This window comes from Pseudomonas sp. BCA17 (assembly GCF_004519405.1).
In the GTDB taxonomy this organism is placed as follows: domain Bacteria; phylum Pseudomonadota; class Gammaproteobacteria; order Pseudomonadales; family Pseudomonadaceae; genus Aquipseudomonas.
This window is the reverse complement of record NZ_SGWI01000001.1, coordinates 1326650-1352638: the sequence shown is the minus strand read 5'-3', so window position 1 is coordinate 1352638 and position 25989 is coordinate 1326650. Positions and strand designations below refer to the sequence as shown.

General features: G+C 60.9%; 21 protein-coding genes and 4 tRNA genes. 23 read left to right on the top strand and 2 right to left on the bottom strand.

Annotation, left to right across the window (positions count from 1 at the left end; all coding sequences use genetic code 11):
• The first annotated feature begins 123 nt into the window (after window positions 1-123).
• The 9 genes from EXW71_RS06215 (at window position 124) to EXW71_RS06175 (ending at window position 5080) form a co-directional block, all read left to right on the top strand.
• Window positions 124-199 (top strand) — tRNA-Ala (locus tag EXW71_RS06215).
• Window positions 200-277: 78 nt separating this feature from the next.
• Window positions 278-353 (top strand) — tRNA-Glu (locus EXW71_RS06210).
• Between the two features lie 50 nt (window positions 354-403).
• Window positions 404-479: transfer RNA gene (locus EXW71_RS06205), tRNA-Ala, on the top strand.
• Between the two features lie 79 nt (window positions 480-558).
• Window positions 559-634, top strand: a tRNA-Glu gene (locus tag EXW71_RS06200).
• Between the two features lie 182 nt (window positions 635-816).
• Window positions 817-1356: a TetR/AcrR family transcriptional regulator gene (locus tag EXW71_RS06195; protein WP_123717670.1), complete on the top strand. Its 540-nt coding sequence runs from the start codon at window positions 817-819 to the stop codon at window positions 1354-1356.
• 15 nt (window positions 1357-1371) lie between these two features.
• Entirely contained in the window at window positions 1372-2205 is an 834-nt protein-coding gene (locus tag EXW71_RS06190; RefSeq protein ID WP_134656767.1) for an alpha/beta fold hydrolase, read from the top strand.
• A gap of 38 nt (window positions 2206-2243) precedes the next feature.
• Entirely contained in the window at window positions 2244-2678 is a 435-nt protein-coding gene (locus tag EXW71_RS06185; protein ID WP_123717672.1) for a thioesterase family protein, read from the top strand.
• Window positions 2679-2733: 55 nt separating this feature from the next.
• Entirely contained in the window at window positions 2734-3696 is a 963-nt protein-coding gene (locus EXW71_RS06180; RefSeq protein WP_123717673.1) for a tRNA-dihydrouridine synthase, read from the top strand.
• Between the two features lie 121 nt (window positions 3697-3817).
• Entirely contained in the window at window positions 3818-5080 is a 1263-nt protein-coding gene (locus tag EXW71_RS06175) for a hypothetical protein (RefSeq protein WP_134656766.1), read from the top strand.
• A gap of 58 nt (window positions 5081-5138) precedes the next feature.
• Here the strand turns inward: EXW71_RS06175 and EXW71_RS06170 are convergent, their stop codons facing one another.
• Window positions 5139-8417, bottom strand: a complete 3279-nt coding sequence (locus tag EXW71_RS06170; protein WP_134656765.1) for an EAL domain-containing protein — start codon at window positions 8415-8417, stop codon at window positions 5139-5141.
• 66 nt (window positions 8418-8483) lie between these two features.
• Window positions 8484-9374, bottom strand: a complete 891-nt coding sequence (locus EXW71_RS06165; RefSeq protein WP_123717676.1) for a LysR family transcriptional regulator — start codon at window positions 9372-9374, stop codon at window positions 8484-8486.
• Window positions 9375-9521: 147 nt separating this feature from the next.
• On the opposite strand from EXW71_RS06165, the gene leuC reads away from it, so the two are divergent.
• The 14 genes from leuC to purF all read left to right on the top strand — a co-directional run bounded on the left by leuC (window position 9522) and on the right by purF (window position 25953).
• Window positions 9522-10940 carry a 3-isopropylmalate dehydratase large subunit gene (gene leuC / locus EXW71_RS06160; RefSeq protein WP_123717677.1) on the top strand — a complete coding sequence of 473 codons (1419 nt, stop codon included), beginning with the start codon at window positions 9522-9524 and terminating at the stop codon, window positions 10938-10940.
• Window positions 10941-10950: 10 nt separating this feature from the next.
• Window positions 10951-11595 (top strand): 3-isopropylmalate dehydratase small subunit, encoded by a 645-nt coding sequence (leuD, locus tag EXW71_RS06155; RefSeq protein WP_134656764.1) that lies wholly within the window; start codon window positions 10951-10953, stop codon window positions 11593-11595.
• A 146-nt stretch (window positions 11596-11741) separates the two neighbouring features.
• The gene (locus tag EXW71_RS06150; protein ID WP_123717679.1) at window positions 11742-12506 is read left to right on the top strand and encodes a class I SAM-dependent methyltransferase; all 765 of its coding nucleotides are present in this window, start codon (window positions 11742-11744) and stop codon (window positions 12504-12506) included.
• Between the two features lie 53 nt (window positions 12507-12559).
• Complete coding sequence (leuB, locus tag EXW71_RS06145; RefSeq protein WP_134656763.1) at window positions 12560-13642, top strand: 3-isopropylmalate dehydrogenase; 1083 nt, start codon at window positions 12560-12562, stop codon at window positions 13640-13642.
• Between the two features lie 64 nt (window positions 13643-13706).
• Window positions 13707-14819, top strand: a complete 1113-nt coding sequence (asd, locus tag EXW71_RS06140) for an aspartate-semialdehyde dehydrogenase (RefSeq protein ID WP_025856452.1) — start codon at window positions 13707-13709, stop codon at window positions 14817-14819.
• 249 nt (window positions 14820-15068) lie between these two features.
• Window positions 15069-16079, top strand: coding sequence for an aspartate-semialdehyde dehydrogenase (locus tag EXW71_RS06135; protein ID WP_134656762.1), 1011 nt, complete (start codon window positions 15069-15071; stop codon window positions 16077-16079).
• A 161-nt stretch (window positions 16080-16240) separates the two neighbouring features.
• Window positions 16241-18802, top strand: coding sequence for a FimV/HubP family polar landmark protein (locus EXW71_RS06130; RefSeq protein WP_134656761.1), 2562 nt, complete (start codon window positions 16241-16243; stop codon window positions 18800-18802).
• A 148-nt stretch (window positions 18803-18950) separates the two neighbouring features.
• Window positions 18951-19775: a tRNA pseudouridine(38-40) synthase TruA gene (truA, locus tag EXW71_RS06125; protein WP_123716857.1), complete on the top strand. Its 825-nt coding sequence runs from the start codon at window positions 18951-18953 to the stop codon at window positions 19773-19775.
• Between the two features lie 63 nt (window positions 19776-19838).
• Window positions 19839-20471 carry a phosphoribosylanthranilate isomerase gene (locus tag EXW71_RS06120; RefSeq protein WP_134656760.1) on the top strand — a complete coding sequence of 211 codons (633 nt, stop codon included), beginning with the start codon at window positions 19839-19841 and terminating at the stop codon, window positions 20469-20471.
• 244 nt (window positions 20472-20715) lie between these two features.
• Window positions 20716-21636 carry an acetyl-CoA carboxylase, carboxyltransferase subunit beta gene (accD, locus tag EXW71_RS06115; protein ID WP_123716859.1) on the top strand — a complete coding sequence of 307 codons (921 nt, stop codon included), beginning with the start codon at window positions 20716-20718 and terminating at the stop codon, window positions 21634-21636.
• Window positions 21633-22940 carry a bifunctional tetrahydrofolate synthase/dihydrofolate synthase gene (gene folC / locus EXW71_RS06110; RefSeq protein ID WP_134656759.1) on the top strand — a complete coding sequence of 436 codons (1308 nt, stop codon included), beginning with the start codon at window positions 21633-21635 and terminating at the stop codon, window positions 22938-22940. Before accD ends, folC begins: the two co-directional genes overlap by 4 nt.
• Window positions 22924-23592 (top strand): SPOR domain-containing protein, encoded by a 669-nt coding sequence (locus tag EXW71_RS06105; protein ID WP_134656758.1) that lies wholly within the window; start codon window positions 22924-22926, stop codon window positions 23590-23592. The genes folC and EXW71_RS06105 overlap by 17 nt, the downstream gene beginning before the upstream one ends.
• Before the next feature lie 256 nt (window positions 23593-23848).
• A complete protein-coding gene (locus EXW71_RS06100; protein ID WP_003192538.1) occupies window positions 23849-24406 on the top strand; it encodes a CvpA family protein in 558 nt (185 codons plus the stop codon).
• Window positions 24407-24447: 41 nt separating this feature from the next.
• Window positions 24448-25953, top strand: a complete 1506-nt coding sequence (gene purF, locus EXW71_RS06095) for an amidophosphoribosyltransferase (protein WP_123716862.1) — start codon at window positions 24448-24450, stop codon at window positions 25951-25953.
• Window positions 25954-25989: the final 36 nt, after the last annotated feature.

Below are 25989 nucleotides of genomic sequence, written 5' to 3'. Positions count from 1 at the left end.
CCGGCTTTTCGGGGTTTCGCCGGTAAGTGATTGTTATCCCGGCAAAAAACTTTGGAAATTGTTGAAAATAAATTTGACACACTTCCAAACCGCCATTAAGATTCGCCCCGTCCTCACCGATGAGGGGCTATAGCTCAGCTGGGAGAGCGCTTGCATGGCATGCAAGAGGTCAACGGTTCGATCCCGTTTAGCTCCACCAATTTACAGGTTCAAGGTCTGGCCACACCGTCCTTGAATCGATCAGCTCTCAGCGCTGATCAGTTGTACAGAAGGTTTTGTCCCCTTCGTCTAGTGGCCTAGGACACCGCCCTTTCACGGCGGTAACAGGGGTTCGAGTCCCCTAGGGGACGCCAGTTTCAACAAGCAGTTCGAAAGGTCTGCTGCGCCGCGAGGCGAAAAATCCGGGGCTATAGCTCAGCTGGGAGAGCGCTTGCATGGCATGCAAGAGGTCAACGGTTCGATCCCGTTTAGCTCCACCAATTTACAGGTTCAAGGTCTGGCCACACCGTCCTTGAATCGATCAGTTCTCAGCACTGATCAGTTGTACAGAAGGTTTGTGTCCCCTTCGTCTAGTGGCCTAGGACACCGCCCTTTCACGGCGGTAACAGGGGTTCGAGTCCCCTAGGGGACGCCACGATTACCCGCTCTGCGGGATTTTAAAGGGTCATTCAATTATTGAATGGCCCTTTTGTTTGTCTGGTGTTTAACCCTTTCTCTCCTTTCGCTCAATCTTCTCTTCTGACCAGCGGTCATGCCTGTCGCTTGCGCAATATTATTATGGTAATAATATTCGGCCCATGAGAGAGGGAGGCAACGATGAGCGATAAAAAAGCGCAAACCCGCGAACGCATTCTGCAAGCGGCCAGTGCTGCATTGATCCAGCGCGGCCCTGCCGAGCCCAGTGTGGGTGAAGTCATGGGCGCCGCCGGGCTTACGGTCGGCGGTTTCTATGCGCACTTTGAAAGCAAGGACGCGCTGATGCTGGAGGCATTCACACAGTTATTGGCAAGGCGGCGTGCCTCGATTGACGATATGGATGCGCAGCTCACCGGTGAGGAGCGCAGAAGTCTGGTGGCGGCGTTTTATCTGTCGCGCAAACACCGTGACTCAACCGCCCAGGCCTGCCCGATACCGGCAACCGTCGGCGAGATGAGTCGCCTGCCGGATGAATTTCGCCACGCATTGAATGAACATGTGGAACTGATGGCGGCGCAATTGGCCGCCAGTCCTGAAGACACCGACAAAGCCCTGGCTGACATGGCGTTGATGATCGGTGGCCTGGCCCTTGCGCGAGCCCTGGGCCCGTGCGAGCTGTCTGACCGAGTGTTACGCGCAGCCAAGTCGGCGGTGCGCTGAGAAGAGGAGTCGATCATGGGCGCACTGAAATGGATTCGGGGTTTCAACGGCACCGTCGGCCGCCTGGCGCCGCACACGGTCGCAAGCAAGATGCGTCGTACCTTCATGACACCTCGGGACCTGCCTCCGCGCGATTGGGAGCTGCCGTTATTGGCCCAATCAGAGCGCATCACTTTGCGTTTCGGTCTGTCTGCACTGCGATGGGGGCAAGGGCCTGCCGTATTGCTGATGCACGGCTGGGAAGGGCGCCCCACGCAGTTCGCCAGCTTGATCACGGTGTTGGTGCGCGAAGGTTATTCGGTCATCGCACTGGAGGGGCCTGCCCATGGTCGTTCGCCGGGGCGTGAAGCGCATGTGTTGCTGTTCGCCCGGGCCATGCTTGAGGCCGCTGCCGAATTGCCGCCGCTGCATGCGGTGATCGGCCATTCCATGGGCGGTGCCAGTGCCATGCTGGCCATTCAGTTGGGGTTGCGTACCGGGGCGTTGGTCAGTATCGCTGCGCCGTCGCGTTTCCTGGATGTGCTGCGCGGGTTCGCGGGCATGGTCGGTTTGCCGCCACGGGCACGCTCGGCCTTTATCCAGGAGGTCGAATGGGCCTTCGGCATGCCGCTCAAACACTTGGATGTCGCTCACTACCAAATGAATATCCCGGGTCTGATCGTACATGCCGAAGACGATATGTTCGTGCCGGTCAAGGCTTCTCAAGCCATTCACGAGGCCTGGTTCGACAGCCGCCTGTTGCGTCTGGAGAGTGGTGGTCACCAGAAAGTACTGGCTGATCCCCGGGTGATCGACGGTGTGCTGAGCCTGCTGGCCGGCTGCCGTCTACAGGCGCGGCAAACCGCCTGATACACTGCCCCCGCCGACATTAATCGACTGGAGCAAGCATGGGCTGGGATTTGGCAACGCCGTTTATCATCGATCTGCAGGTCGCCCCTGAGGACATTGATGGCCTGGGGCACGCCAACAATGCGGTGTATGTGTCCTGGCTGGAGCGTTGCGCCTGGCGCCATTCCCAGCGCTTGGGATTGGACCTCACCGAGTACCGCCGCCTGGATCGTGCCATGGCAGTGGTACGTCACGAGATCGATTACCTGGCGGCAGGCTATGAAGGTGACGAGCTTCAACTGGCCACCTGGATCGTCGATTGGGACCAGCGCCTGAAAATGACCCGCCGTTTCCAGTTGGTGCGCCCCCGCGACGGCGCGACGCTGCTGCGTGCGCAAACCACCTTTGTCTGTATCGAGCTGTCCAGCGGCAAGCCCAAGCGCATGCCTGCCGAATTTCTTGAAGGTTACGGCCCCGCCCTGACAGGGGGTTAACGGTTGCCGTAGGAAACCCAGTAAACTGCGCCACGATTTTTGTTGAGTGTTTTCCATGCAAATTGCTTTGGCGCCCATGGAGGGGTTGGTCGACAACATCCTGCGGGACGTATTGACCCGCGTGGGCGGTATTGATTGGTGCGTGACCGAGTTCATCCGCGTTAACGACCGTCTGTTGACGCCTGCGTATTTTCATAAACTTGCCCCGGAACTGCTGCACGGCGCCCACACCGCAGCGGGCGTGCCGTTGCGCGTGCAATTGCTCGGCTCCGACCCGGTCTGCCTGGCGGAAAACGCCGCTCTGGCCTGCGAACTGGGCTCCCAGGTGATCGACCTGAATTTCGGCTGCCCGGCCAAGACCGTCAACAAATCCCGAGGCGGCGCGGTGCTGCTCAAAGAGCCCGAGTTGCTCAACCAGATCGTCGAGCACGTGCGCCGTGCGGTTCCGGCGCATATTCCAGTCACCGCCAAAATGCGCCTCGGGTTTGACAGCCCGGACGGTGCGCTGGTCTGCGCCACGGCTTTGGCCGAAGGTGGCGCGGCGCATATCGTGGTGCATGCGCGCACCAAGACCGACGGCTACAAGCCGCCTGCTCATTGGGAATGGATTCCGCGAGTGCAGGATGTGGTCAAGGTCCCGGTGTTCGCCAATGGCGATATCTGGAGCGTGGAAGACTGGCAGCGTTGCCGGGAAGTCAGCGGCGCCGAGGACATCATGCTTGGTCGCGGCCTGGTAGCGCGCCCGGACTTGGCACGACAGATCGCCGCCGCGCGAGCCGGTGAGGAAGTCGTGGAAATGACCTGGGCGCAGATGCAGCCCATGCTCCAGGACTTCTGGACCCAATCGGTGGCGCAACTGACCGAACGCCAGGCTCCGGGCCGTTTGAAGCAGTGGCTGGCAATGTTGACGCGAAATTATCCGGAAGCGGTAGAACTGTTCGCCGCGATGCGTCGCGAGACGCAGCTGGAGCAGGTCAGCCGTTTGTTGGGCATGCCCCATCCGGCGGTGGCCGCGTAACGCAGAGAGACTTCCCGGCAAGGGCGCCATTGGCGCCCTTTTCTTATTGTGAAACGTGACAGCCGGAACCGAACGGCGCGTTATCCCACGAACGTCAGGGCATATATCAGGAATCTGGCCCATGATTGCTTCGAGCTTAAAATCCACCGTCTCTACAGCCCACTCTCAACTGATGGCCTCCACTCAGCCGGTTTCGGGGGGTAAGCAGCCTGTCGTGAATCCCTTCAAGGTCGCCGAGCGGCGGTTTGGTGAGCACTTCGACGGCAGCACCCATGCCGCCGTGATCAAGCTGATGATGGCAACCTTGGGCCCCACGCCCGCCGATATGTTCAATCAGGTGGAGCCTTCAGGTAACGGATACGACGTCACGATGAAGGATGAATTCAAAGTCCATGTGACGCAGGATGAACTGAGGCAAACCGCTCAGGCATCCAGGTTCTACGGTGATGACTATGAGGCGGTCAGGGCGGCCAACTTTGCATTGGCCGTCTTTGTGAAGCGCAAGCAACAGGTCGGCGATTACGCTGGTTTTGAGGCTGCGCTGGCCAAGACGCTCCAGGGTGAAACCACCCTGCGGTGCCTGCAGGGCATGGGGGTGTATGGCCTCTCCCAGCATGTACCGCCGAGCGAAATGATGGGCGAGGGTGTGGTGGCTGTGATGGGCACCCGCCAGTTTGGCAGTGCACTGGTGGTGGGTGGGGTGGGGAGCGACAACGGTCGCGCGTGCCGGGTGGATGGCCGTTATGGTTACAGGTTGTTCGCCGACAAGCCTCGCCCGGGCGCCGCAGCGCACAACGTGTTGGCAGGTCAAAAGCCGGCGGACATCTGGAGCGGCTTTTATCAGGGGCAGCCGGGTAATTGCGTGACGGTGTCGGCGATCAAGGCGGCAATGATGAGGTTCGGGCAAAGGCCTCAAGATATTTTTCGGCAGGTCACTGCAACCCCCGGTGGGTATGAGGTGGTCATGCGGGATGGCTTAAGCCTGTCGCTGACCCATAAAGAGTTGAACCAGGCCAGGGCCGCCTCAGGGCTGGCCGGCAGTGACCAGCGGCTGCTCGACGACGCCAACTTCCTGTACGCCGTGAGTGCCAAGCGGGCACATCTGAAGAACAGTGACTTTCGCGCCGGCCAGAGCTATCAATCAGCCTTGGAGGCGCTCAATGATGGCGAGTTTCCAGGGCAGGCCCTGCGGCGACTGGGGCTATTTGGTTATATACGGGAAAGTGACGTGAATGAATTGGCCAGAGGTGCCATCGGCACGCTGGCGAACAGTAGCCATTCGGTCGCCGTCATTGAGGGGATGCTCGACTTTTATGGGCAAAAACATGAGCTGGCGTCTTCCGGGTGGATGAACACGGGGTTCCGTGCGTTGAAGCTGGTTTGAGGTCGACCTTACAAACCCGAACTGAAATGCCGAAAGGAAAAAATCCTGCCCAGTGGGCTCACTCCAATAGCCGCCGGAACCCCTCGATCGGCAACGGCCGGCTATGCAAATACCCTTGGAACAAGTGACACCCCAGCATTTGCAGAAATGCCAACTGTTCCGGGGTTTCCACGCCTTCGGCAATCACCGTCAGGTTCAGGCTGCGCGCCATGGCCACAATGGCACGGATGATTTCCGCATCGTTAGGGTCATGGGTGGCGTCACGCACAAAGGACTGATCGATCTTCAGCGTATCCACCGGCAGGCGTTTGAGGTAAGTCAGCGACGAATAGCCGGTGCCGAAGTCGTCCATCGCGAAGCTAACCCCAAGTTTTTTCAGGCGGCGCATTTTGGCCACGGTGTCATCCAGATTCTGGATCACGATGCCTTCAGTGATTTCCAGCTTCAGCAGGCTATAGGGCAGCTGGTGTTGCTTGAGGCTGCGCTCAACCTGCTCGACGAAGTCGTTCTGGCGAAACTGTCGCGGACTGATATTGACGCACAGGCTGAAATTCAGCGGGTCTACCAGGCGCTCGGCAATCAATTGCGCAAAGGCGCCGCACGCCTCATCGAGAATCCAGGTGCCGACCTCCAGGATCAGGCCGCTGTCTTCCAGCACCTTGATAAATTCGCTGGGCGACTGTGCACCCAGTTGCGGATGCTGCCAGCGCACCAAGGCTTCGGCACCGACGATCACATTGCCACGCGCATCCACCTGGGGTTGGTAATGCATGCTGAACTCGCCGCGTGACAGAGCCAGGCGCAGGTCGGTCTCCATGCGCTGCCGTTCACTGGCGGTTTTTTGCATGCTGTTATGGAACATCTGGGTGGTATTGCGGCCCGAGTCCTTGGCCCGGTACAGGGCAATATCGGCGCGTTTGAGCAGGTCCGCCGGTGTGGAGCCGTGATCGGGAATCAGCGCTACACCAATGCTCGGCGTGACCTGCAAGCGCTGACCATCGAGGAACATCGGTTCTGAAAGCAATTCGCGCAGGGTATCGGCCAGCTCCTGCACCTGAGCGCTGACCTCCATTCGTGTGCCGTCCAGGCCGCTGAGCAGCACGACAAACTCATCACCGCCCAGGCGTGCCACCGTATCCTCCATGCGCACGCTGGCCTCCAGGCGCGCCGTGACGATTTTCAACACCGTGTCGCCCACCGGGTGGCCGAGGGAATCGTTGATGTGCTTGAAGTGGTCAAGGTCCAGGAACAGCAAGGCACCGCGCAGGTTATGGCGCTTGAGCAGGGCGATCTGCTGGCTCAGGCGGTCCATCAGCAGCGCGCGGTTGGGCAGGTTGGTCAGCGGGTCGTGATAGGCCAGGTGACGAATCTGGGCCTGGGCGTTTTTCAGCAAACTCACGTCCCGGGCCGTCAGCAACAGGCACGGGGTTTCATTCAGGGTGATGGGTTCGACCGAGACTTCCACTGCAAGCAAATCGCCACGCTTGTTGTGCCAGAGCATTTCCAAGTGATGAATACGGCCCTTGATCTGCAGCTCGGCCAGCAGCGCGGTGCGCTGGTTTTCGTCGGCCCAGATGCCGATCTGGTACAGCGTCAGGCCGATGGCTTCTTCGGCGCGGTAGCCGGTCAGGCGGCAGAAACCGTCGTTGACTTCGACGTAGCGGCCAGTATCGCGCTCGGTGATGGAAATGGCGTCGGGGCTGGAATGAAAGGCTTTGGCGAACTTCTCTTCACTGGCCTTGAGGGCCGCCTCCGAGCGTTGCTGTTGGGTGATATCGCGCAAGGTGGTGACGATGCAGGGCTGGTCGCCGACTTTGATCAGCCGGCTGGAAATCATGCAGGTCAGGCTTTGGCCATCTTTGTGATGCACCACGATGGCCACATTGCTTAATGACTGCTCGCGGATCACTTGCTCGATGCGTTGCAGGCGCTTGCTGGAGTCATCCCACAGGCCGATCTGCTCGGCGCTTTTGTCGATCACCTCGGCGGCGGTCCAGCCAAAGGTCAGGGTGAAGGCCGGGTTGATTTCGATAAAGGCGCCGCTGTCCAGGTAAGTCACGCAGATCGGATCGGGGCTGGCCTGGAACAGGCTGGCGAACTTTTCTTCGGAAGCTATCAGGCGTTGTTCGCGTTCGACCTGATCGGTGATGTCGAGCAAGGTGCCGGCCATGCGCAGGGGCTTGCCGGCTTCGTCCCGATAGAGGCGGGCACGGCTTTCCAGGTAACGCGGGCTGCCGTCTTCCATCACGACGCGGTAGGTCAACTGATAGTTGCCGTCCGGACCTTCACGCAAGGTGCGGTAGGCGTTGCGCATGCCCTCGCGTTCTTCGTCGGACATCCCTTCAAAGAAAGCGTCGAAAGACTCGTGGAAAGGCGCGGGCGGCAGGCCGTGCAGTTGGGCGGCGCGAGCCGAGCCGTAGAGCATGCCGCTGGGGATGTGCCAATCCCAGGTGCCCAGTTGCGCCGAATCCAGCGCCAGGTCGAGGCGTTCCTGGCTGTCCTTGAGGGCTTGCTCGGCGTTTTTGCGTTCGGTGGTGTCAAGGAAGGTACTGATCAGGTACGCGCCGTCCTCCAGCTCGACCTTTTGCGCGCTGAGGGTGCCGTCATGGATCTGGCCATTGCTGGCGCAGAACTGCACCTCCATGGTGATCGGTTCGCCTTTGCGCTGGGTGGCCTTGACCAGCAGCGCACGTTGCTCGGGGTCACGCCACAGGCCCAGTTCCAGGGTGGTGCGGCCGATGGCATCGGCCACCGGCCAGCCGAACAGCATTTCGAAATACTGGTTGGCCTCGCTGATCATCCCGTCGGCCTGGCGTGTCAGCAGGACCATGTTGGGGCACAGGTGAAACAGCGTGGCGAAACGCTTTTCGGAATGGCTCAGGGCGGTTTCCCGCTCACGTTGCTGGGTGATCTCGCGGATCACCCCGATCATTCGGCGTCGGCCGGCCTTGTCCGAGACCAGGCTGCCACTGATTTCCAGCCAGTGCAGGCTGCCGTCCGGCCACTGGATGCGGTGATGCATGGCCTGTTCGAACGGCTCGCCCGCCAGCACGGCGTGAAAAGCCCGCACCACGCGGGCGCGATCGGACGGTGCGAGCAGGTCGAGGTAATCCAGGTCTTGGGGCAGCGGTTGTCTGGGGTCAAAGCCGAACAGCGCCTGGGTGCCCCGCGACCAACTGATCCGCCCGGTGTCGATTTCCCAGCACCATGCACCCAGCCGCGCAGCATTGAGTGCCGCCAGTAGCTGGGGCGCGCTGTCCCAGCTTTGTTCGGCGTCCTTGGGATCCAGGGCGTAGATACGGGGCAGAGGTGGTACGGAGTCGACGGGGTTGGGCATTATCAAAGGGCCTTGGCTCAATGGGCGTTCGGCGCGGTTTTCTTCAGGCCTTGAGGCCGCACAGTTTCATGCCGGTGTCCCTGGCAGATCGACCTGTGCATCCAATAGGCTCATGAAAGCCCGCGCAGCGTTCGACAGTGTCCTTTCGGTATGCACGATATAGCCTAGCTGGCGACAGAGCTGTATGCCCGGTAAAGCGATACGTGCCACCTGGTCATCCAGCATAGTGCGTGGCAGTACGCTCCAGGCCAGGCCGATGGAGACCATCATCTTTATAGTTTCCAGGTAGTTAGTGCTCATCGCGATGTTCGGCGTCAGGCCCTGGGCTTCGAACAGTCGGCTGACGATATGGTGGGTAAAGGTATTGCCGCCTGGAAACACCGCCGGGTGCCGGGCGATATCGGCCAGGCTGACGCCGCCATTACTGATGAGGCTGTGCTCCGGCGCCACTACGAAATCCAGCGGGTCATCCCACACTGGCGTGGCCTTTACCACGTGGTGCGGATCGGGGGCCAGGGTGATCACCGCCACTTCGGCACGGCCATGGAGGATTTCTTCGTAGGCCACTTCTGAATCGAGAAACTGGATATCCAGCGCCACATTCGGGTATTCCCGCGTAAAGGTGCGCAGGATCGGTGGCAAGCGATGCAGGCCAATATGATGGCTGGTGGCCAGGGTCAGCCGGCCGCTCACTTCGCCGGTCAGGTTGGTGAGGGCGCGGCGTGTATCGTCCAGCACGTTGAGAATCTGATAAGCGCGCGGCAGCAGGGCCCGCCCGGCCTCGGTCAACCCCACCTCGCGGCCCAGGCGATCGAACAGGCGCACCTTCAATTGTTGCTCCAGCCCGGCAATACGTTTGCTAATGGCCGGCTGCGTCAGATGCAGGCGTTCGCCAGCGCCGGAGAAACTGCCGGTCTCGGCGATAGCAATAAAGGCATTGAGGTTGGCCAGGTCCATTCTTGTATTCCAGTTGGTAATCCAAAGCATAAAAAATATGAATTTGAGTTATTTAATGTAGCGCCATACCATCAGCCTCACAAGCCAAAGGGTTATTGAATGTCTCAAGACCCGGGGCATAGAAAGACCGCTGATGAGGACCGACTGATGGCCGGCAAAACGCTTTACGACAAGCTTTGGGATTCCCATGAAGTGAAACGGCGCGACGATGGCTCGTCGCTGATCTATATCGACCGTCACATCATCCATGAAGTGACCTCGCCTCAAGCGTTCGAAGGCCTGCGGCTGGCCGGGCGCAAGCCGTGGCGCGTCGATTCCATCATCGCTACCCCGGATCACAACGTGCCGACCACCCCTGAGCGCAAAGGCGGTATTGACGCTATTGCCGACCAGGTATCGCGTCTGCAGGTACAGACCCTCGATGACTATTGCGACGAATATGGCATCACCGAGTTCAAGATGAATGACGTGCGTCAAGGCATCGTGCATGTGATCGGCCCGGAGCAGGGCGCCACCTTGCCCGGCATGACCGTGGTCTGCGGTGACTCCCACACGTCAACCCATGGCGCGTTCGGCGCTTTGGCCCATGGCATCGGCACTTCCGAGGTGGAACATGTGTTCGCCACCCAGTGCCTGGTCGCCAAGAAGATGAAGAACATGTTGGTGCGGGTCGAAGGCAAGCTGCCATTCGGCGTGACCGCCAAGGACATCGTGCTTGCCGTGATCGGCAAAATCGGCACCGCCGGCGGTAACGGCCATGCCATCGAGTTCGCCGGCAGCGCCATTCGTGATCTGTCCATCGAAGGCCGCATGACCATCTGCAACATGTCCATCGAAGCCGGTGCCCGCGTGGGCATGGTGGCGGCGGACGAAAAAACCATTGAATACGTGAAGGGCCGTCCATTCGCCCCGCAGGGCGCCGATTGGGATGCCGCTGTGCAAGCCTGGAAAGATCTGGTCTCCGACGCCGACGCGGTGTTCGACACTGTGGTTGAACTCGACGCTGCCCAGATCAAGCCGCAAGTCAGCTGGGGCACTTCGCCTGAGATGGTCCTCGCGGTCGACCAGAACGTGCCGGACCCGGCCCAGGAAGCTGACCTGGTCAAGCGCGGCTCCATCGAACGAGCGTTGAAGTACATGGGCTTGAAGGCCAACCAGGCAATCACCGATATCCAGTTGGACCGTGTGTTCATCGGTTCCTGCACCAATTCGCGGATCGAAGACCTGCGCGCTGCTGCCGTGATCGCCAAGGGCCGCAAAGTGGCCTCGACCATCAAGCAGGCGATCGTGGTGCCGGGCTCGGGCCTGGTCAAGGCGCAAGCCGAGGCGGAAGGCCTGGACAAGATTTTCCTCGAGGCCGGTTTTGAATGGCGCGAGCCGGGCTGCTCCATGTGCCTGGCGATGAACCCGGACCGTTTGGAGTCGGGCGAGCATTGCGCGTCGACCTCCAACCGTAACTTCGAAGGGCGTCAGGGCGCCGGCGGGCGTACCCACCTGGTCAGCCCGGCCATGGCCGCTGCGGCTGCCGTCAACGGTCGTTTCATCGACGTTCGTGAATTGATCTGAGGAATACCCGATGCGTGCTTTTACACAACACACAGGTTTAGTCGCGCCGTTGGACCGTGCCAACGTGGACACCGACCAGATCATCCCCAAGCAGTTTTTGAAGTCGATCAAGCGTACCGGCTTCGGGCCCAACCTGTTCGACGAGTGGCGCTACCTGGATGTGGGCTACGCCTACCAGGACAACTCCAAGCGCCCGCTGAACAAGGACTTCGTGCTCAACGCCGAGCGTTACCAAGGTGCCAGTGTGCTGTTGGCCCGGGAAAACTTCGGTTGTGGCTCCAGCCGTGAACACGCGCCGTGGGCCCTGGAAGAATATGGCTTTCGCAGCATCATTGCGCCGAGTTACGCCGATATCTTCTTCAACAACAGCTTCAAGAACGGCCTGTTGCCGATCATCTTGAGCGATGCCGAAGTGGATGAGCTGTTCAAGCAAGTGGAGGCCGAGGTGGGCTACCAACTGACCGTCGACCTGGCCGCGCAAACCGTGACCCGTCCGGATGGCAAGGTGTACCACTTCGAAGTCGATGCCTTCCGCAAACACTGCCTGCTTAACGGTCTGGATGACATCGGCCTGACTTTGCAGGACGGCGACGCAATTGCAGCGTTTGAGGCCAAGCACCGGGCGAGCCAACCTTGGTTGTTTCGCGACGCCTGATTTGATGTAAGCCGGTCTGGCCGCTTCGCGAACAAGCCCGCTCCCACATTCAACCGAGTTTCTTCAGTTGAAAGGCAATCAAATGTGGGAGCGGGCTTGCTCGCGAAGGCGGCAGTACCCACAACGCAAGGCCCAAGGAAACCACCATGACCAGTACCGCCCACACCCAAGTCGTGCAAAAACAATTCGGCGAGCAAGCCTCCGCCTACTTGAGCAGTGCCGTACACGCCCAAGGTACCGAATTTGCGCTGCTGCAGGCCGAACTGGCCGGGCAGGGCGGCGCGCGACTGCTGGACCTGGGGTGTGGCGCCGGTCATGTCAGCTTCCACGTGGCGCCGTTGGTCAAGGAAGTGGTGGCCTACGACTTGTCCCAGCAGATGCTTGATGTGGTCGCCGCCGCCGCGGTAGACCGTGGCCTGGACAACATCCGCACCGTGCATGGCGCCGCCGAGCGCCTGCCGTTTGCCGATGGCGAGTTCGACTTCGTGTTCAGTCGCTACTCGGCCCACCACTGGAGCGACTTGGGCCTGGCCCTGCGTGAAGTGCGCCGGGTGCTCAAGCCGGGCGGTGTGGCGGCGTTTGTCGACGTCTTGTCACCGGGCAGCCCGCTGTTGGACACTTACCTGCAAACCGTCGAGGTACTGCGCGACACCAGTCACGTGCGCGATTACTCCGCCGCCGAGTGGATGCGCCAGCTCAGCGAAGCGGGCCTGCATGTACGCAACAGCAGTCGCCAGCGCCTGCGGCTGGAATATACCTCCTGGGTCGAGCGCATGCGCACGCCTCAGGCCTTGCGTACTGCGATCCTTGAGCTGCAACAGGCGATGGGCCAGGAAGTGCGCGATTACTACGAAATTCAAGCCGACGGCACCTTCAGCACCGATGTGCTGGTGGTGTGGGCCGAGCGCTGATCAATTTTTCCCGACCTGCCCTCGGGCGGGTCGCTTGATGAAATGAGGAACCCATGAGCAAGCAGATTCTGATTCTCCCTGGCGACGGTATTGGTCCGGAAATCATGGCCGAAGCGGTCAAGGTTCTGGAATTGGCCAACACCAAGTACAGCCTGGGCTTCGAATTGAGCCACGACGTGATTGGCGGTGCCGCCATCGACAAGCACGGCGTGCCGCTGGCCGACGAGACCCTGGAGCGTGCTCGTGCTGCCGACGCGGTGTTGCTCGGCGCCGTAGGTGGCCCGAAGTGGGACAAGATCGAGCGTGACATCCGCCCAGAGCGCGGCCTGCTGAAAATCCGCGCGCAACTGGGCCTGTTCGGCAACCTGCGCCCGGCGATCCTCTACCCGCAACTGGCCGATGCGTCGAGCCTGAAGCCGGAAGTGGTATCGGGCCTGGATATCCTGATCGTGCGTGAGCTGACTGGCGGTATCTACTTTGGCTCGCCACGTGGCGTGCGCGAACTGGAGAATGGTGAGCGCCAGGCCTACGACACGCTGCCCTACAGCGAGAGTGAAATCCGCCGTATCGCCCGCGTCGGCTTCGACATGGCCCGCGTGCGTGGCAAGAAGGTGTGCTCGGTGGACAAGGCCAACGTATTGGCGTCCAGCCAGCTGTGGCGTGAAATCGTCGAAGAAGTGGCCAAGGACTACCCGGATGTCGAACTGAGCCACATGTACGTCGACAACGCCGCCATGCAACTGGTACGCGCACCGAAGCAGTTTGACGTGATCGTCACCGATAACCTGTTCGGCGACATCCTGTCCGACCAGGCGTCGATGCTCACCGGCTCCATCGGCATGCTGCCGTCGGCGTCCCTGGACACCCACAACAAGGGTATGTACGAGCCGTGCCACGGTTCTGCACCGGATATCGCGGGCCAGGGCATTGCCAACCCGCTGGCGACCATTTTGTCGGTGTCGATGATGCTGCGTTACAGCTTCAACCTGGCCGATGCGGCAGACGCCATCGAGAAAGCCGTGAGCCTGGTGCTGGACCAGGGGCTGCGTACCGGCGACATCTGGTCGCAGGGTTGCACCAGGGTCGGGACGCAAGAAATGGGCGACGCAGTAGTCGCCGCGCTGCGGAATCTGTAATCTCTCGGGCCCACTTGCAGTTGTTGCTGCAAGGCGGCCCACTTTTTAACAAGGTGCAGTTGCGATGAAACGTGTAGGTCTGATCGGTTGGCGCGGTATGGTCGGTTCCGTGCTCATGCAGCGGATGCTGGAAGAGCAGGATTTCGATCTTATTGAGCCGGTGTTTTTCACCACTTCGAACGTGGGTGGCCAAGGGCCGTCAGTGGGCAAGGATATTGCTCCGCTCAAGGACGCCTACAGCATTGAAGAGCTGAAAACCCTCGACGTGATTTTGACCTGCCAAGGCGGCGACTACACCAGCGAAGTCTTCCCCAAGCTGCGCGAGGCCGGCTGGCAGGGTTACTGGATCGACGCCGCGTCGAGCCTGCGCATGCAGGACGATGCCGTGATCATCCTTGACCCGGTGAACCGCAAGGTCATCGATCAGCAACTGGATGCCGGCACCAAGAACTACGTGGGCGGCAATTGCACCGTCAGCCTGATGCTGATGGGCCTGGGTGGCTTGTTCGAAGCGGGCCTGGTCGAGTGGATGAGCGCCATGACCTATCAGGCGGCTTCCGGTGCCGGCGCGCAGAACATGCGTGAGCTGATCAAGCAGATGGGCGCGACCCACGCTGCTGTCGCCGATCAACTGGCAGACCCCGCCAGTGCGATTCTCGACATTGACCGTCGCGTGGCCGAAGCCATGCGTAGCGATGCGTACCCGACCGAGAATTTCGGCGTACCGTTGGCCGGCAGCCTGATCCCGTGGATCGACAAGGAATTGCCGAACGGCCAGAGCCGCGAAGAGTGGAAGGCGCAGGCCGAAACCAACAAGATCCTGGGCCGTTTCAAGAGCCCGATCCCGGTGGACGGTATTTGCGTGCGCATTGGCGCCATGCGTTGCCACAGCCAGGCGCTGACCATCAAGCTGAACAAAGATGTGCCGATCGCGGATATCGAAGCGTTGATCAGCCAGCACAACCCGTGGGTCAAGCTGGTGCCGAACAATCGCGATATCAGCATGCAGGAACTGAGTCCGACCAAGGTCACCGGCACCCTGAATGTACCGGTGGGCCGCCTGCGCAAGCTGAACATGGGCAGCCAGTTCCTCGGTGCGTTCACCGTTGGCGACCAGCTGTTGTGGGGCGCGGCCGAACCGCTGCGTCGCATGCTGCGGATCTTGCTGGAACGTTGATCGTTCATGGCTGTACGAAAAGCCCGCGACTGGTGACAGGCGCGGGTTTTTTATTGCCCTTAAGGGCCTCTTTGCGAGCAAGCCCGCGTCCATGTTCGGCTGAGTTGCTTCAGTTGAAATGCGATCAAGTGTGGGAACGGGCCTGCTCGCGAAGGGGCATTCGCCACGCCGCAACCCCCAGGTCAATTGCCTCACCCCCGGTCACCCGGTAAAGTGCCGCTCCCCCTGCAATGCCCGAGGCAAGCCCCCATGACCCAGACCTTTGAAATTGCCGTGATCGGCGCTACCGGCACCGTGGGTGAGACCCTGGTACAGATTCTCGAAGAGCTGGATTTTCCGGTGGGCACCCTGTATCTGCTGGCGGGCAGCAACTCCGCCGGCGCCTCGGTGCCGTTTCGCGGCAAGAATGTGCGGGTCAAGGAGGTCGATGAGTTCGACTTCAGTAAGGCTCAGTTGGCGTTCTTTGCGGCAGGTCCGGCGGTAACCCTGAGTTTCGCTCCGCGCGCCACGGCAGCCGGTTGCTCGGTGATCGACCTGTCGGGTGCCTTGCCGAGCGATCAGGCGCCTCAAGTTGTGCCGGAAGCCAATGCCCATGTCCTCGAGGGTTTGAAAAAGCCCTTCCAGCTCGGCAGCCCAAGCCCCTCAGCTACCAACCTGGCCGTGGTGCTCGCGCCATTGCGCGATGTGCTGGATATTCAGCGCGTCAGCGTTACCGCCAGCCTGGCGGTGTCTGCGCAGGGCCGCGAGGCCGTCAGCGAGCTGGCCCGGCAAACCGCTGAGCTTTTGAATGTGCGACCGCTGGAGCCGCAGTTTTTTGATCGGCAAATGGCCTTCAACCTGTTGGCGCAAGTCGGCACCCCGGATAGCCAAGGTCATACCGCTCTGGAAAAACGTCTCGTACACGAGCTGCGAGCGGTACTGGAAACACCTTTACTGAAGATTTCCGCGACCTGCGTTCAAGCCCCGGTGTTTTTTGGCGATAGCCTGACTGTGTCGTTGCAGTTGGGTGCGCCGGTCGACCTTGGCGCCGTCAATCGCGCACTGGACGCAGCGCCTGGAATCGAGCTTGTGGAGGAGGGTGACTACCCAACGGCTGTGGGCGATGCAGTCGGCCAGGATGTGGTGTACGTAGGACGGGTTCGCGCAGGCGTGGACGACCCTGCGGAACTAAATCTGTGGCTGACGTCAGATAACGTACGCAAGGGCTCGGCCCTCAACGCCGTACAGCTGGCGCAGTTGTTGATAAAAGGCCTTGTGTAAAAGATACTTGGCGGCAATTTGTAGATTGATTCTAACTAAGCGCTATGCTTGGCCCGAAGCGCAATAGAAGTGCGTCGGTGACCTATCGGCTCGCCATGCCTTATGGCAGCGGTTACCAACCTTCTCGCAGGCCGGGGAGTGTTCAAACAAAGGATGAGGCTATGGTTCAAGTTCGCAAACTGGTGTTAGCTATAGCGGCCGCCTCGGCGCTGTCCTCCGGTATGGCGCAGGCGCTCCAGCTTGGGGAGATGACCCTCAAGTCGAAGCTGAACCAGCCGCTGTCGGTGGAAATCGAATTGCTCGATGTCGGTGGCCTCACCGCTTCCGAGATCACGCCGAGCCTGGCTTCGTCCCAGGCGTTTGTGGATGCGGGCGTGGACCGCCAGGCGTTTCTCGATGACCTGACGTTCACTCCGGTGGTCAACCCTAACGGCCGCAGCGTCGTGCGCGTCACGTCCAACAAGCCGCTGCCGGATTCCTACATCCGCTTCCTGTTGCAGGTGCAATGGCCCAATGGCCGCCTGATGCGCGACTACAGTGTGTTGCTTGATCCGGCCAAGTTCGATCAGCCAGCCCCTGTCGCCGGTGCACCCGCCCCGCGCTTGAGCGCACCGGCAGGCGCGGCACCCGCTGCCAGCAAGCCTGCCCAGCACACGACCACACCCCGCGATACTTTGTGGGAAATTGCCGAGAAGAATCGCAACGGCGCGTCGATCCAGCAAACGATGCTGGCGATCCAGGCGCTCAACCCCGACGCTTTTATCGATGGCAATATCAACCGTCTGAAAACCGGCCAGGTCCTGCGCCTGCCGGACCGCGTGCAAGCGACCAGCCTGCCGCAGCCCCAAGCCATCGCTGAAGTGAGCGCGCAAAACACCGCCTGGCGGCAGGGGCGCCGTACCGCGTCCCGTCAAGCGACAGGCAAGCCCCAACTGGACGCCACCAAGCGCACCCAGGCGGGCAATGCGCCGTCGAGCACCACTGGCAAGGACAACCTGAGCCTGGTCTCGGCCGAGTCCGCGAAAAAAGGTGCCAAGGGTAATGCGGGTGACAACCGTGGCTTGAGCGACAAGCTGGCGATGACCCAGGAACAGCTGGATACGACCCGTCGCGACAATGCTGAGCTGAAAAGCCGTGCGGCGGACCTGCAAAGCCAGTTGGACAAATTGCAAAAGCTGATTCAGCTGAAAAATGATCAATTGGCACGGTTGCAGGCCGAAAAAGCCGAGACGGCAGCGATTCCTGCTCAGTTGCCAGGTGAGCCCGCCGCTGCCACCGCTGCCGCCGCTGCACCTACGGAGCCTGTGGCGCCCGTGGCCCCGGCGCCGGAGGCGACCAAAGCTGAAGCGAACAAGCCTGGCGCGGCGCCGGCCAGCACCGAAGGGCCGTTCAACGAACTGCTGACCAATCCGATTGTGCTCGGTGTGGTGGGCGGGGCGGCAGGTTTGGTGGTGTTGCTGCTTCTGTTGCTGTGGGCGCGCCATCGCAATGCCCGACGCGAGGAAGAAAAACACCTGCGCATGGCGCGGGCGCTGGCTGAAGAGCCGGTGTTCGCGCCGGATATGGACCATGACCTGCCTCCCGACAGCTTTGAAGGTCTCGAAGTGCCGCCGCCGAGCGTCAAGCTGACGGCGGCTCCAGCCCCTGCACCGGTGGTTGAGCCGGTTGTCGCACCCACAGTGGCTTCCGTGCTGGCCCCGTTAGCCGTGGCCGTGGCCCCGGCTAACTCCAGTGACGCGTTGGCCCAGGCCCAATCCCATATCGATCGTGGCCACTTGAACCAGGCCGCGGACATCCTGGAGCAGGCGATCAAATATGAGCCCAAGCGCAGCGACCTGCGTTTGAAGCTGATGGAGGTCTACGGCCTGCAAAGCGACAAGGACGGCTTCGTCACTCAAGAGCGTCAATTGGTGGCCAATGGTGAAAACCATGCCCAGGTTGAGCAGCTCAAGAGCCGTTTCCCGGCCATGGCCGTATTGGCGGCGGGTGTCAGCGCTGCCGTCGCGGCGGCGGCGCTCGATGCCCAGTACGTCAAGGATCTGCTGGAGGACAAGCCTGCCCCGTCAACTCCCGAGCCAGAGCCGTTCGACACGGATTTTGACTTGAGCCTGGACGATCTGGAAGCGGCATCGCCGGCCGAGATCAAGGCTGATCAGCAGACATTCGAGGCGCTTCTGCAGCAGCAGACTGAAGCCAAGAGCGGCGCAGACGATCTGTCGGACTTCGACCTGGATCTGCAACTTGATCCGCCATCCTCGCAGTCCGATGACGATTTCCTCTCGGGGCTTGAGGACTCGATGAAGGACGTGTCGTCGGTTGAGCCTCCGACTCTGACACCTGCCGCACTGGACGATTTCGACCTGCCGGCAGACTTCGACCTGTCCCTGGGGGACGAACCTGTTGCCTCGCCGGCGGCCAAACCCGATGCTTTTGCAGCAGAACTGGGCGACGTCAACGCCGAACTCGATCGTCTGTCCCAGAGCCTGGAACATCCGCCTATCGAGCCTACCTTCACGGCGCAAGATGCTGCATTGGGCGGTGACGAACCTGAGTTCGACTTCCTTTCCGGTACGAATGAGGTCGCGACCAAGCTGGACTTGGCCCAGGCTTATATCGACATGGGGGATGCGGACGGTGCACGGGACATTCTGTCCGAAGTGCTGACCGAAGGTGATGAAGCCCAGCGCGGTGAAGCCAAAGAGATGCTCGGGCGACTGGCTTAATCCGAACGTTTGCTTTAGGTGATGAGGGAGCACGTTCCCTCATCACAAAAAAAGCGCCTGGCGCGGACCTGCTTCCTTATAATGGCAGCCTTTGCGCAACTCATCGGGCTCTCAGTTCTTGGCAAATATAGATAACGCGGCCGCCGAAATGGCGGCCGCAGGCTTTCATCGCATCGCCTTGGGCGTGGAATACAAAGGTTCGCGTTATCGCGGCTGGCAGCGCCAGGCCTCCGGTGTGCTGACCGTGCAGGAAACGTTGGAAAACGCGTTGTCGAAGGTCGCTGACTCACCTGTGTCGCTGATGTGTGCCGGGCGTACCGATGCCGGTGTACACGCCTGCGGCCAGGTGGTGCACTTCGATACCCAGGCCGAGCGCTCGATGAAGGCATGGGTGATGGGCGCCAATATCAATTTGCCCCATGACATCAGTGTCAGTTGGGCCAAGGTCATGCCTGCGCACTTCCATGCGCGCTTCAAGGCCATTGCCCGGCGCTACCGCTATGTGATCTACAACGATCAGATCCGCCCGGCGCACCTCAACGAAGAAATCACCTGGAACCACCGCCCGCTGGATACCGAGCGTATGGCCGAGGCCGCGCAACATCTGGTGGGTGTGCATGATTTCAGTGCGTTCAGGGCCGGGCAGTGTCAGGCCAAGTCGCCGATCAAGGAGGTCCATCACCTGCGGGTGACGCGTCACGGCAAGATGATCGTGCTGGATATCCGCGCCGGCGCCTTTTTGCACCACATGGTGCGCAATATTGCCGGCGTGCTGATGACCATTGGTGCCGGTGAGCGGCCGGTGGAATGGGCCAGGGAAGTGTTGGAAAGCCGCATCCGTCGCACCGGGGGGGTAACGGCGCATCCGTTCGGCCTGTACCTGGTGGGGGTGGAGTACCGCGACGAGTTCGAACTGCCGGAGCGATTCATCGGGCCGCACTTCCTCACGGGCTTCAGCGAACTTGGCGGCTGACGCCCGGAAAAGCTTTTGTTAACATCCGGGACTTTCTCGGTCCAACCCTGAGGTTTCCACGACATGTCAGCCGTTCGCAGCAAGATTTGCGGGATTACCCGCATAGAAGACGCGCTGGCGGCAGTCGAGGCGGGGGCCGACGCCATTGGTTTCGTGTTCTACGCCAGAAGCCCAAGGGCGGTGAATGTGCTGCAGGCGCGGGCGATCATCGCTGCGCTGCCGCCGTTCGTGACCACGGTGGGGTTGTTCGTCAACGCCAGCCGTTGCGAACTCAACGAAACCCTGGATGCCGTGCCGCTGGACATGCTGCAGTTTCACGGTGACGAAAGTCCGGATGAATGCGAAAGCTACCAGCGTCCTTATATCAAGGCGCTGCGCGTCAAGGCCGGGGATGATATCGCCGCCGCGTGTGCCGCCTATACCGGTGCCCGCGGGATTCTCCTGGACACCTATGTTGAGGGCGTGCCCGGGGGGACCGGTGAAGCGTTCGACTGGTCGCTGATTCCTGAAGGGTTGAGTAAGCCGATTATCCTGGCCGGGGGGCTTAATCCCGGGAATGTCGGGGCAGCAATCGCCCAGGTTCGGCCGTATGCCGTGGATGTCAGTGGCGGTGTGGAGCAGGGCAGGGGCATCAAGGATCACAGCAAGATTCGCGCATTCATGCAGGCCGTGCGCAACAGCAGTGGCGGGATGTGACGGCTGGCAGTCTGCCGCCGTCCATAACTACCACTGTGTAAAACAGCCCGGCGCCGCCTGTGGGTGGCCCGGAAATGAAGTGGCAACCCTGCACTGGCAGGTTGTCTGGAAGGCTGAGGATACAGGCGGGAAATGGCAGGTCGAACGTCTGACCCCGTCCAGTCTGTGTCATCGCCACATATGAATTTAGCTCAAGGGCATACGCGGGGCTGTGTTCAAGCCACCGGTACTGGAGAAAGAAAGCATGAGCAACTGGTTAGTAGACAAACTGATCCCTTCGATCATGCGTTCCGAGGTGAAGAAAAGCTCGGTTCCTGAAGGTCTGTGGCACAAGTGCCCGTCCTGCGACGCGGTGCTGTACCGTCCCGAGCTGGAAAAGACCCTGGACGTTTGCCCCAAGTGCAACCACCACATGCGTATTGGCGCGCGCGCGCGCATCGATATCTTCCTGGACGCCGATGGTCGTGCCGAACTGGGTGCGGACCTGGAGCCGGTTGACCGTCTCAAGTTCCGCGACGGCAAGAAGTACAAAGACCGCCTGACCGCTGCACAGAAGCAGACCGGTGAGAAAGACGCCTTGGTTTCCGTCAGCGGCAAGCTGCTGGGCATGCCGGTGGTCGTTTCGGCCTTCGAATTCTCCTTCATGGGCGGCTCCATGGGTGCCATCGTTGGCGAGCGCTTTGTTCGCGCAGCCAACTATGCCCTGGAAAATCGTTGCCCGATGATCTGCTTCGCCGCCTCCGGCGGTGCGCGCATGCAGGAAGCCCTGATTTCCCTGATGCAAATGGCCAAGACCTCTGCGGTATTGGCGCGTCTGCGTGAAGAAGGCATCCCGTTCATCTCCGTACTGACCGATCCGGTCTACGGCGGTGTGTCCGCCAGCCTGGCGATGCTGGGTGACGTGATCGTCGGCGAACCCAAGGCCCTGATCGGGTTTGCCGGCCCGCGCGTAATCGAGCAGACCGTGCGTGAAAAACTGCCGGAAGGTTTCCAGCGCAGTGAGTTCCTGCTGGAGCACGGTGCGATCGACCTGATCATCCCGCGTGCTGAACTGCGTCCGCGCCTGGGCAACCTGCTGGCACAAATGATGGGCCTGCCGACGCCTGTGTACGTCGCGCCTAAAGTCGAACCTGTCGTTGTTCCGCCGGTGCCTGCAAACCTATGACCCAGCGTACCCTCGGCGAATGGCTCGCCTACCTTGAGCAGTTGCATCCGTCAGCCATCGACATGGGCCTGGAGCGCTCGCAGCAGGTAGCGGCCCGCCTTGGGTTGGGACGGCCGGCACCGCGTGTCATCACGGTGACCGGCACCAACGGCAAAGGCTCTACCTGTGCCTTTGTCGCGGCGTTGCTCCAGGCCCAAGGGCTGAAGGTCGGCGTGTACAGCTCGCCGCACCTGCTGCGTTACAACGAGCGGGTGCAGATCAATGGTGTCGAAGCCACCGACGAGCAACTCTGTGAAGCCTTCACCGCACTGGATGCGGGGCGCGGCGAGATTTCCCTGACGTATTTCGAGATGGGCACCCTGGCGGCGTTCTGGCTGTTCGAGCGGGCGCAGTTGGATGTGGTTGTTCTGGAGGTTGGCCTGGGTGGGCGTCTGGACACGGTCAACGTGGTGGATGCCGACCTGGCGCTGGTGACCAGCATTGGCGTGGATCACGCCGATTACCTGGGCAATACCCGTGAGTCCGTGGCCTTTGAGAAGGCCGGGATCTTCCGTCAGGGCAGGCCTGCACTGTGCGGTGATCTGGACCCGCCACACACCTTGCTGGACAAAGTGCGCGAGCTGGATTGCCCGTTTTTCCTGCGTGGGCGCGAATTCAACCTTGAGATAGGTGGCGAGCATTGGAACTGGCGCGGGCGTGATGCCCGGGGACAGAGTGTTGAGCTGCGCGACCTGCCGATGCTGAACCTGCCGATGGAAAACGCCGCACTCGCGCTGCAGGCCTATCTGTTGCTGGATCTGCCATGGGATGCTGGGCGGATCGCCGAGACGTTGCTGGCGACCCGTGTGGTCGGACGTCTGGATCGTCGTACGTTCAACTGGGAGGGTAAGCGCCTGAACGTGCTGCTGGATGTGGGGCATAACCCGCATGCGGCTGAATACCTGGCGCGGCGCCTGTCGCTTAGCCCGCCGGCCGGTCGCCGCCTGGCGGTGTTCGGGTTGTTGGCCGATAAGGACCTGGACGGGGTGGTTGCGCCATTGTCGAGCAGTGTCCAGGCTTGGGCGGTAGCGCCGTTGGATACCCCGCGCAGTCGTCCGGCAGCCGAGCTGGAAGTGGCGTTGCAGAACCTTGGCGCGCCTGTGGCGTCGTATGCAAGCGTCACCGCTGCGCTCGAAGCGCAATGTGCGGTGGCTACGGCCGAGGACGAGATTCTGTTGTTCGGATCATTTTATTGTGTTGCCGAGGCGCTCGAGTGGTTGTCCCGGCGCTCCACGGAGGAAGCTGCAGATGGCATTACTGGATAGCGCATACAAGCAGCGAATGGTTGGAGCCCTGGTATTGGTGGCGTTGGCGGTGATTTTTCTGCCGATGCTGTTTTCCCGTCAGGACGAACAACGCCAGGTGGTTGTCGAGGCACCTGCTGCGCCTCAGGCTCCGGTGATGCCGCAGGTTCAGGTCGAACCGGTGGTGGTGCCTGAGCCGCAGGCGTTGCCTGAAGAAGAACCGGTGCCGAGCGATGCTGAAGTGGCGGCGCAACAGGCTCCGACGATGCCGGTGCAGCCGAGCGTGCCAGTGGTCAAGCCGGCACCGGCACCGGCAGCGCCAGTCGCCGCCGCCAAGCCAGCCGTGCCCGCGCCTGCACCAAAGCCAGTCGCACCGCAGCCTGCTGCGCCTGGCAAGCCGGATGTGGGCCAGAGCCGCATCGATCCGAATGGCTTGCCGGTGAGTTGGTCGATTCAAGTGGCCAGCCTGGGCAACCGTGAAGGCGCCGATGCCTTGCAGAAGAAGCTGCGCAGCCAGGGGTATAACGCCTATATCCGTAGTGCCGACGGTAAGAATCGCGTGTTTATCGGGCCGCTGATCGAGCGTGCCGAGGCGGATCGTCTACGCGATCTGCTGGATCGCCAGCAGAACCTCAAGGGTTTCGTCACGCGTTTCCAGCCTGAGCGGGGCTGAACAACGGCCGACTCCGCCTGGCAATGCGGTTCAAATGTGGGGACGGGCTTGCTCGCGAATGCGGTAGATCAGTTGACTTAGTTGTTGCTGGCCTACGCGTTCGCGAGCAAGCCCGCCCCCACTTTCGTTTTGTGGTGGGGTTGAGATCGGAATTTCTCGCCCCAACTACTGATTTGCAAGGCACTGACAATCACCGCTTACCGATAGCCCGGCGCTCTGCTAAAATGCGCCGCCTTATCCGTACGTAGGCTGCACTGTGCCATTTACCTGGGTTGATTGGGCGATCGTTGCAATCGTCGCCATCTCCGCTTTGATCAGTCTAAGCCGCGGCTTCGTAAAAGAAGCACTGTCGTTGCTGACCTGGATCATCGCAGGAGTCGTAGCCTGGATGTTCGGCGGTTCATTGTCGGTCTACCTGGCCGGATACATCGAGACACCTTCGGCTCGCGTCATCGCGGGCTGTGCCATCATGTTCATCGCCACGCTGCTGGTGGGAGCAATGGTCAATTATCTTATCGGCGAGTTGATACGTGTCACCGGCCTCTCCGGGACCGATCGATTTCTCGGCATGGCCTTCGGTGCTGCGCGTGGCGCGTTGCTGGTGGTCGTGGCGGTCGGGCTGTTGAGCCTTGGGCCGGTACAGCAGGATTCGTGGTGGCAGGAGTCGGTACTCGTGCCAAAATTTCTATTGGTTGCAGATTGGTCCAAGAACCTCATATTGGGGTGGAGCAGTCAGTGGCTGGCCAGCGGAATCAGCGTACCCGCTGACCTTCCGTTCAAGGAGCACCTCTTACCGGCCAAAACGCCTCAGTAAGTTGTGTTCAGTCAAGATTCATTAAGTAGGGGTTGCGTCGCATGTGTGGCATCGTCGGTATCGTCGGTAAGTCGAACGTCAATCAGGCGCTGTATGACGCGCTAACCGTCCTCCAGCACCGCGGCCAGGACGCTGCCGGTATTGTGACCAGCCATGACGGCCGGTTATTCCTGCGCAAGGACAATGGCCTGGTGCGTGACGTGTTTCATCAGCGTCACATGCAGCGCCTTGTTGGGCACATGGGTATTGGCCATGTGCGTTACCCGACGGCCGGTAGCTCGACTTCGGCCGAAGCTCAACCGTTCTACGTCAACTCGCCTTACGGCATCACGCTGGCGCACAACGGTAACCTGACCAACGTTGAGCAATTGGCCAAGGAGATTTACGAATCCGACCTGCGCCACGTCAACACCAGCTCCGACTCGGAAGTGTTGCTCAACGTTTTTGCTCACGAGCTGGCCCAGCGCGGCAAGCTCCAGCCGACCGAAGAGGACGTGTTCGCTGCCGTCACCGACGTGCACAACCGTTGTGTCGGCGGTTACGCCGTCGTGGCCATGGTCACCGGTTATGGCATCGTCGGGTTCCGCGACCCCCACGGTATCCGCCCTATCGTATTCGGCCAGCGTCACACCGACGAAGGCGTCGAGTACATGATCGCTTCTGAAAGCGTATCCCTGGACGTGTTGGGTTTCACCCTGATCCGCGACCTGGCGCCGGGCGAAGCGGTGTACATCACCGAAGATGGCAAGCTGCACACCCGCCAGTGCGCCGTTGCCCCGAAACTCACCCCGTGCATCTTCGAACATGTCTACCTGGCGCGTCCGGATTCGATCATCGATGGCGTTTCGGTTTACAAGGCGCGTCTGCGCATGGGCGAGAAACTGGCCGAGAAGATCCTGCGCGAGCGTCCTGAGCACGATATCGACGTGGTCATCCCGATTCCGGATACCAGCCGTACCGCTGCGCTGGAGCTGGCCAACCATCTGGGCGTCAAGTTCCGCGAAGGCTTCGTGAAGAACCGCTACATCGGCCGTACGTTCATCATGCCGGGCCAGGCGGCGCGCAAGAAGTCGGTGCGCCAGAAGCTCAACGCAATCGAACTGGAATTCCGCGGCAAGAACGTCATGCTGGTGGATGACTCCATCGTGCGTGGCACCACGTGCAAGCAAATCATCCAGATGGCCCGCGAAGCCGGCGCTAAGAATGTGTACTTCTGTTCCGCCGCGCCAGCCGTGCGTTACCCGAACGTGTACGGTATCGACATGCCGAGCGCCCACGAACTGATCGCCCACAACCGCACCACCCAGGACGTGGCCGACCTGATCGGCGCCGACTGGCTGATCTATCAGGACCTGCCGGACCTGATCGAAGCGGTCGGCGGTGGCAAGATCAAGATCGAGCAGTTCGACTGCGCCGTGTTCGACGGCAAGTACGTGACCGGTGATGTCGATGAAACCTACCTGAACAAGATCGAGCAGGCGCGTAACGACTCCTCGAAGATCAAGACCCAGGCGGTCAGCGCGATCATCGACCTGTACAACAACTGAGTGAACACCGGCCCTGAGGGGCCGGTTTTGTATCTT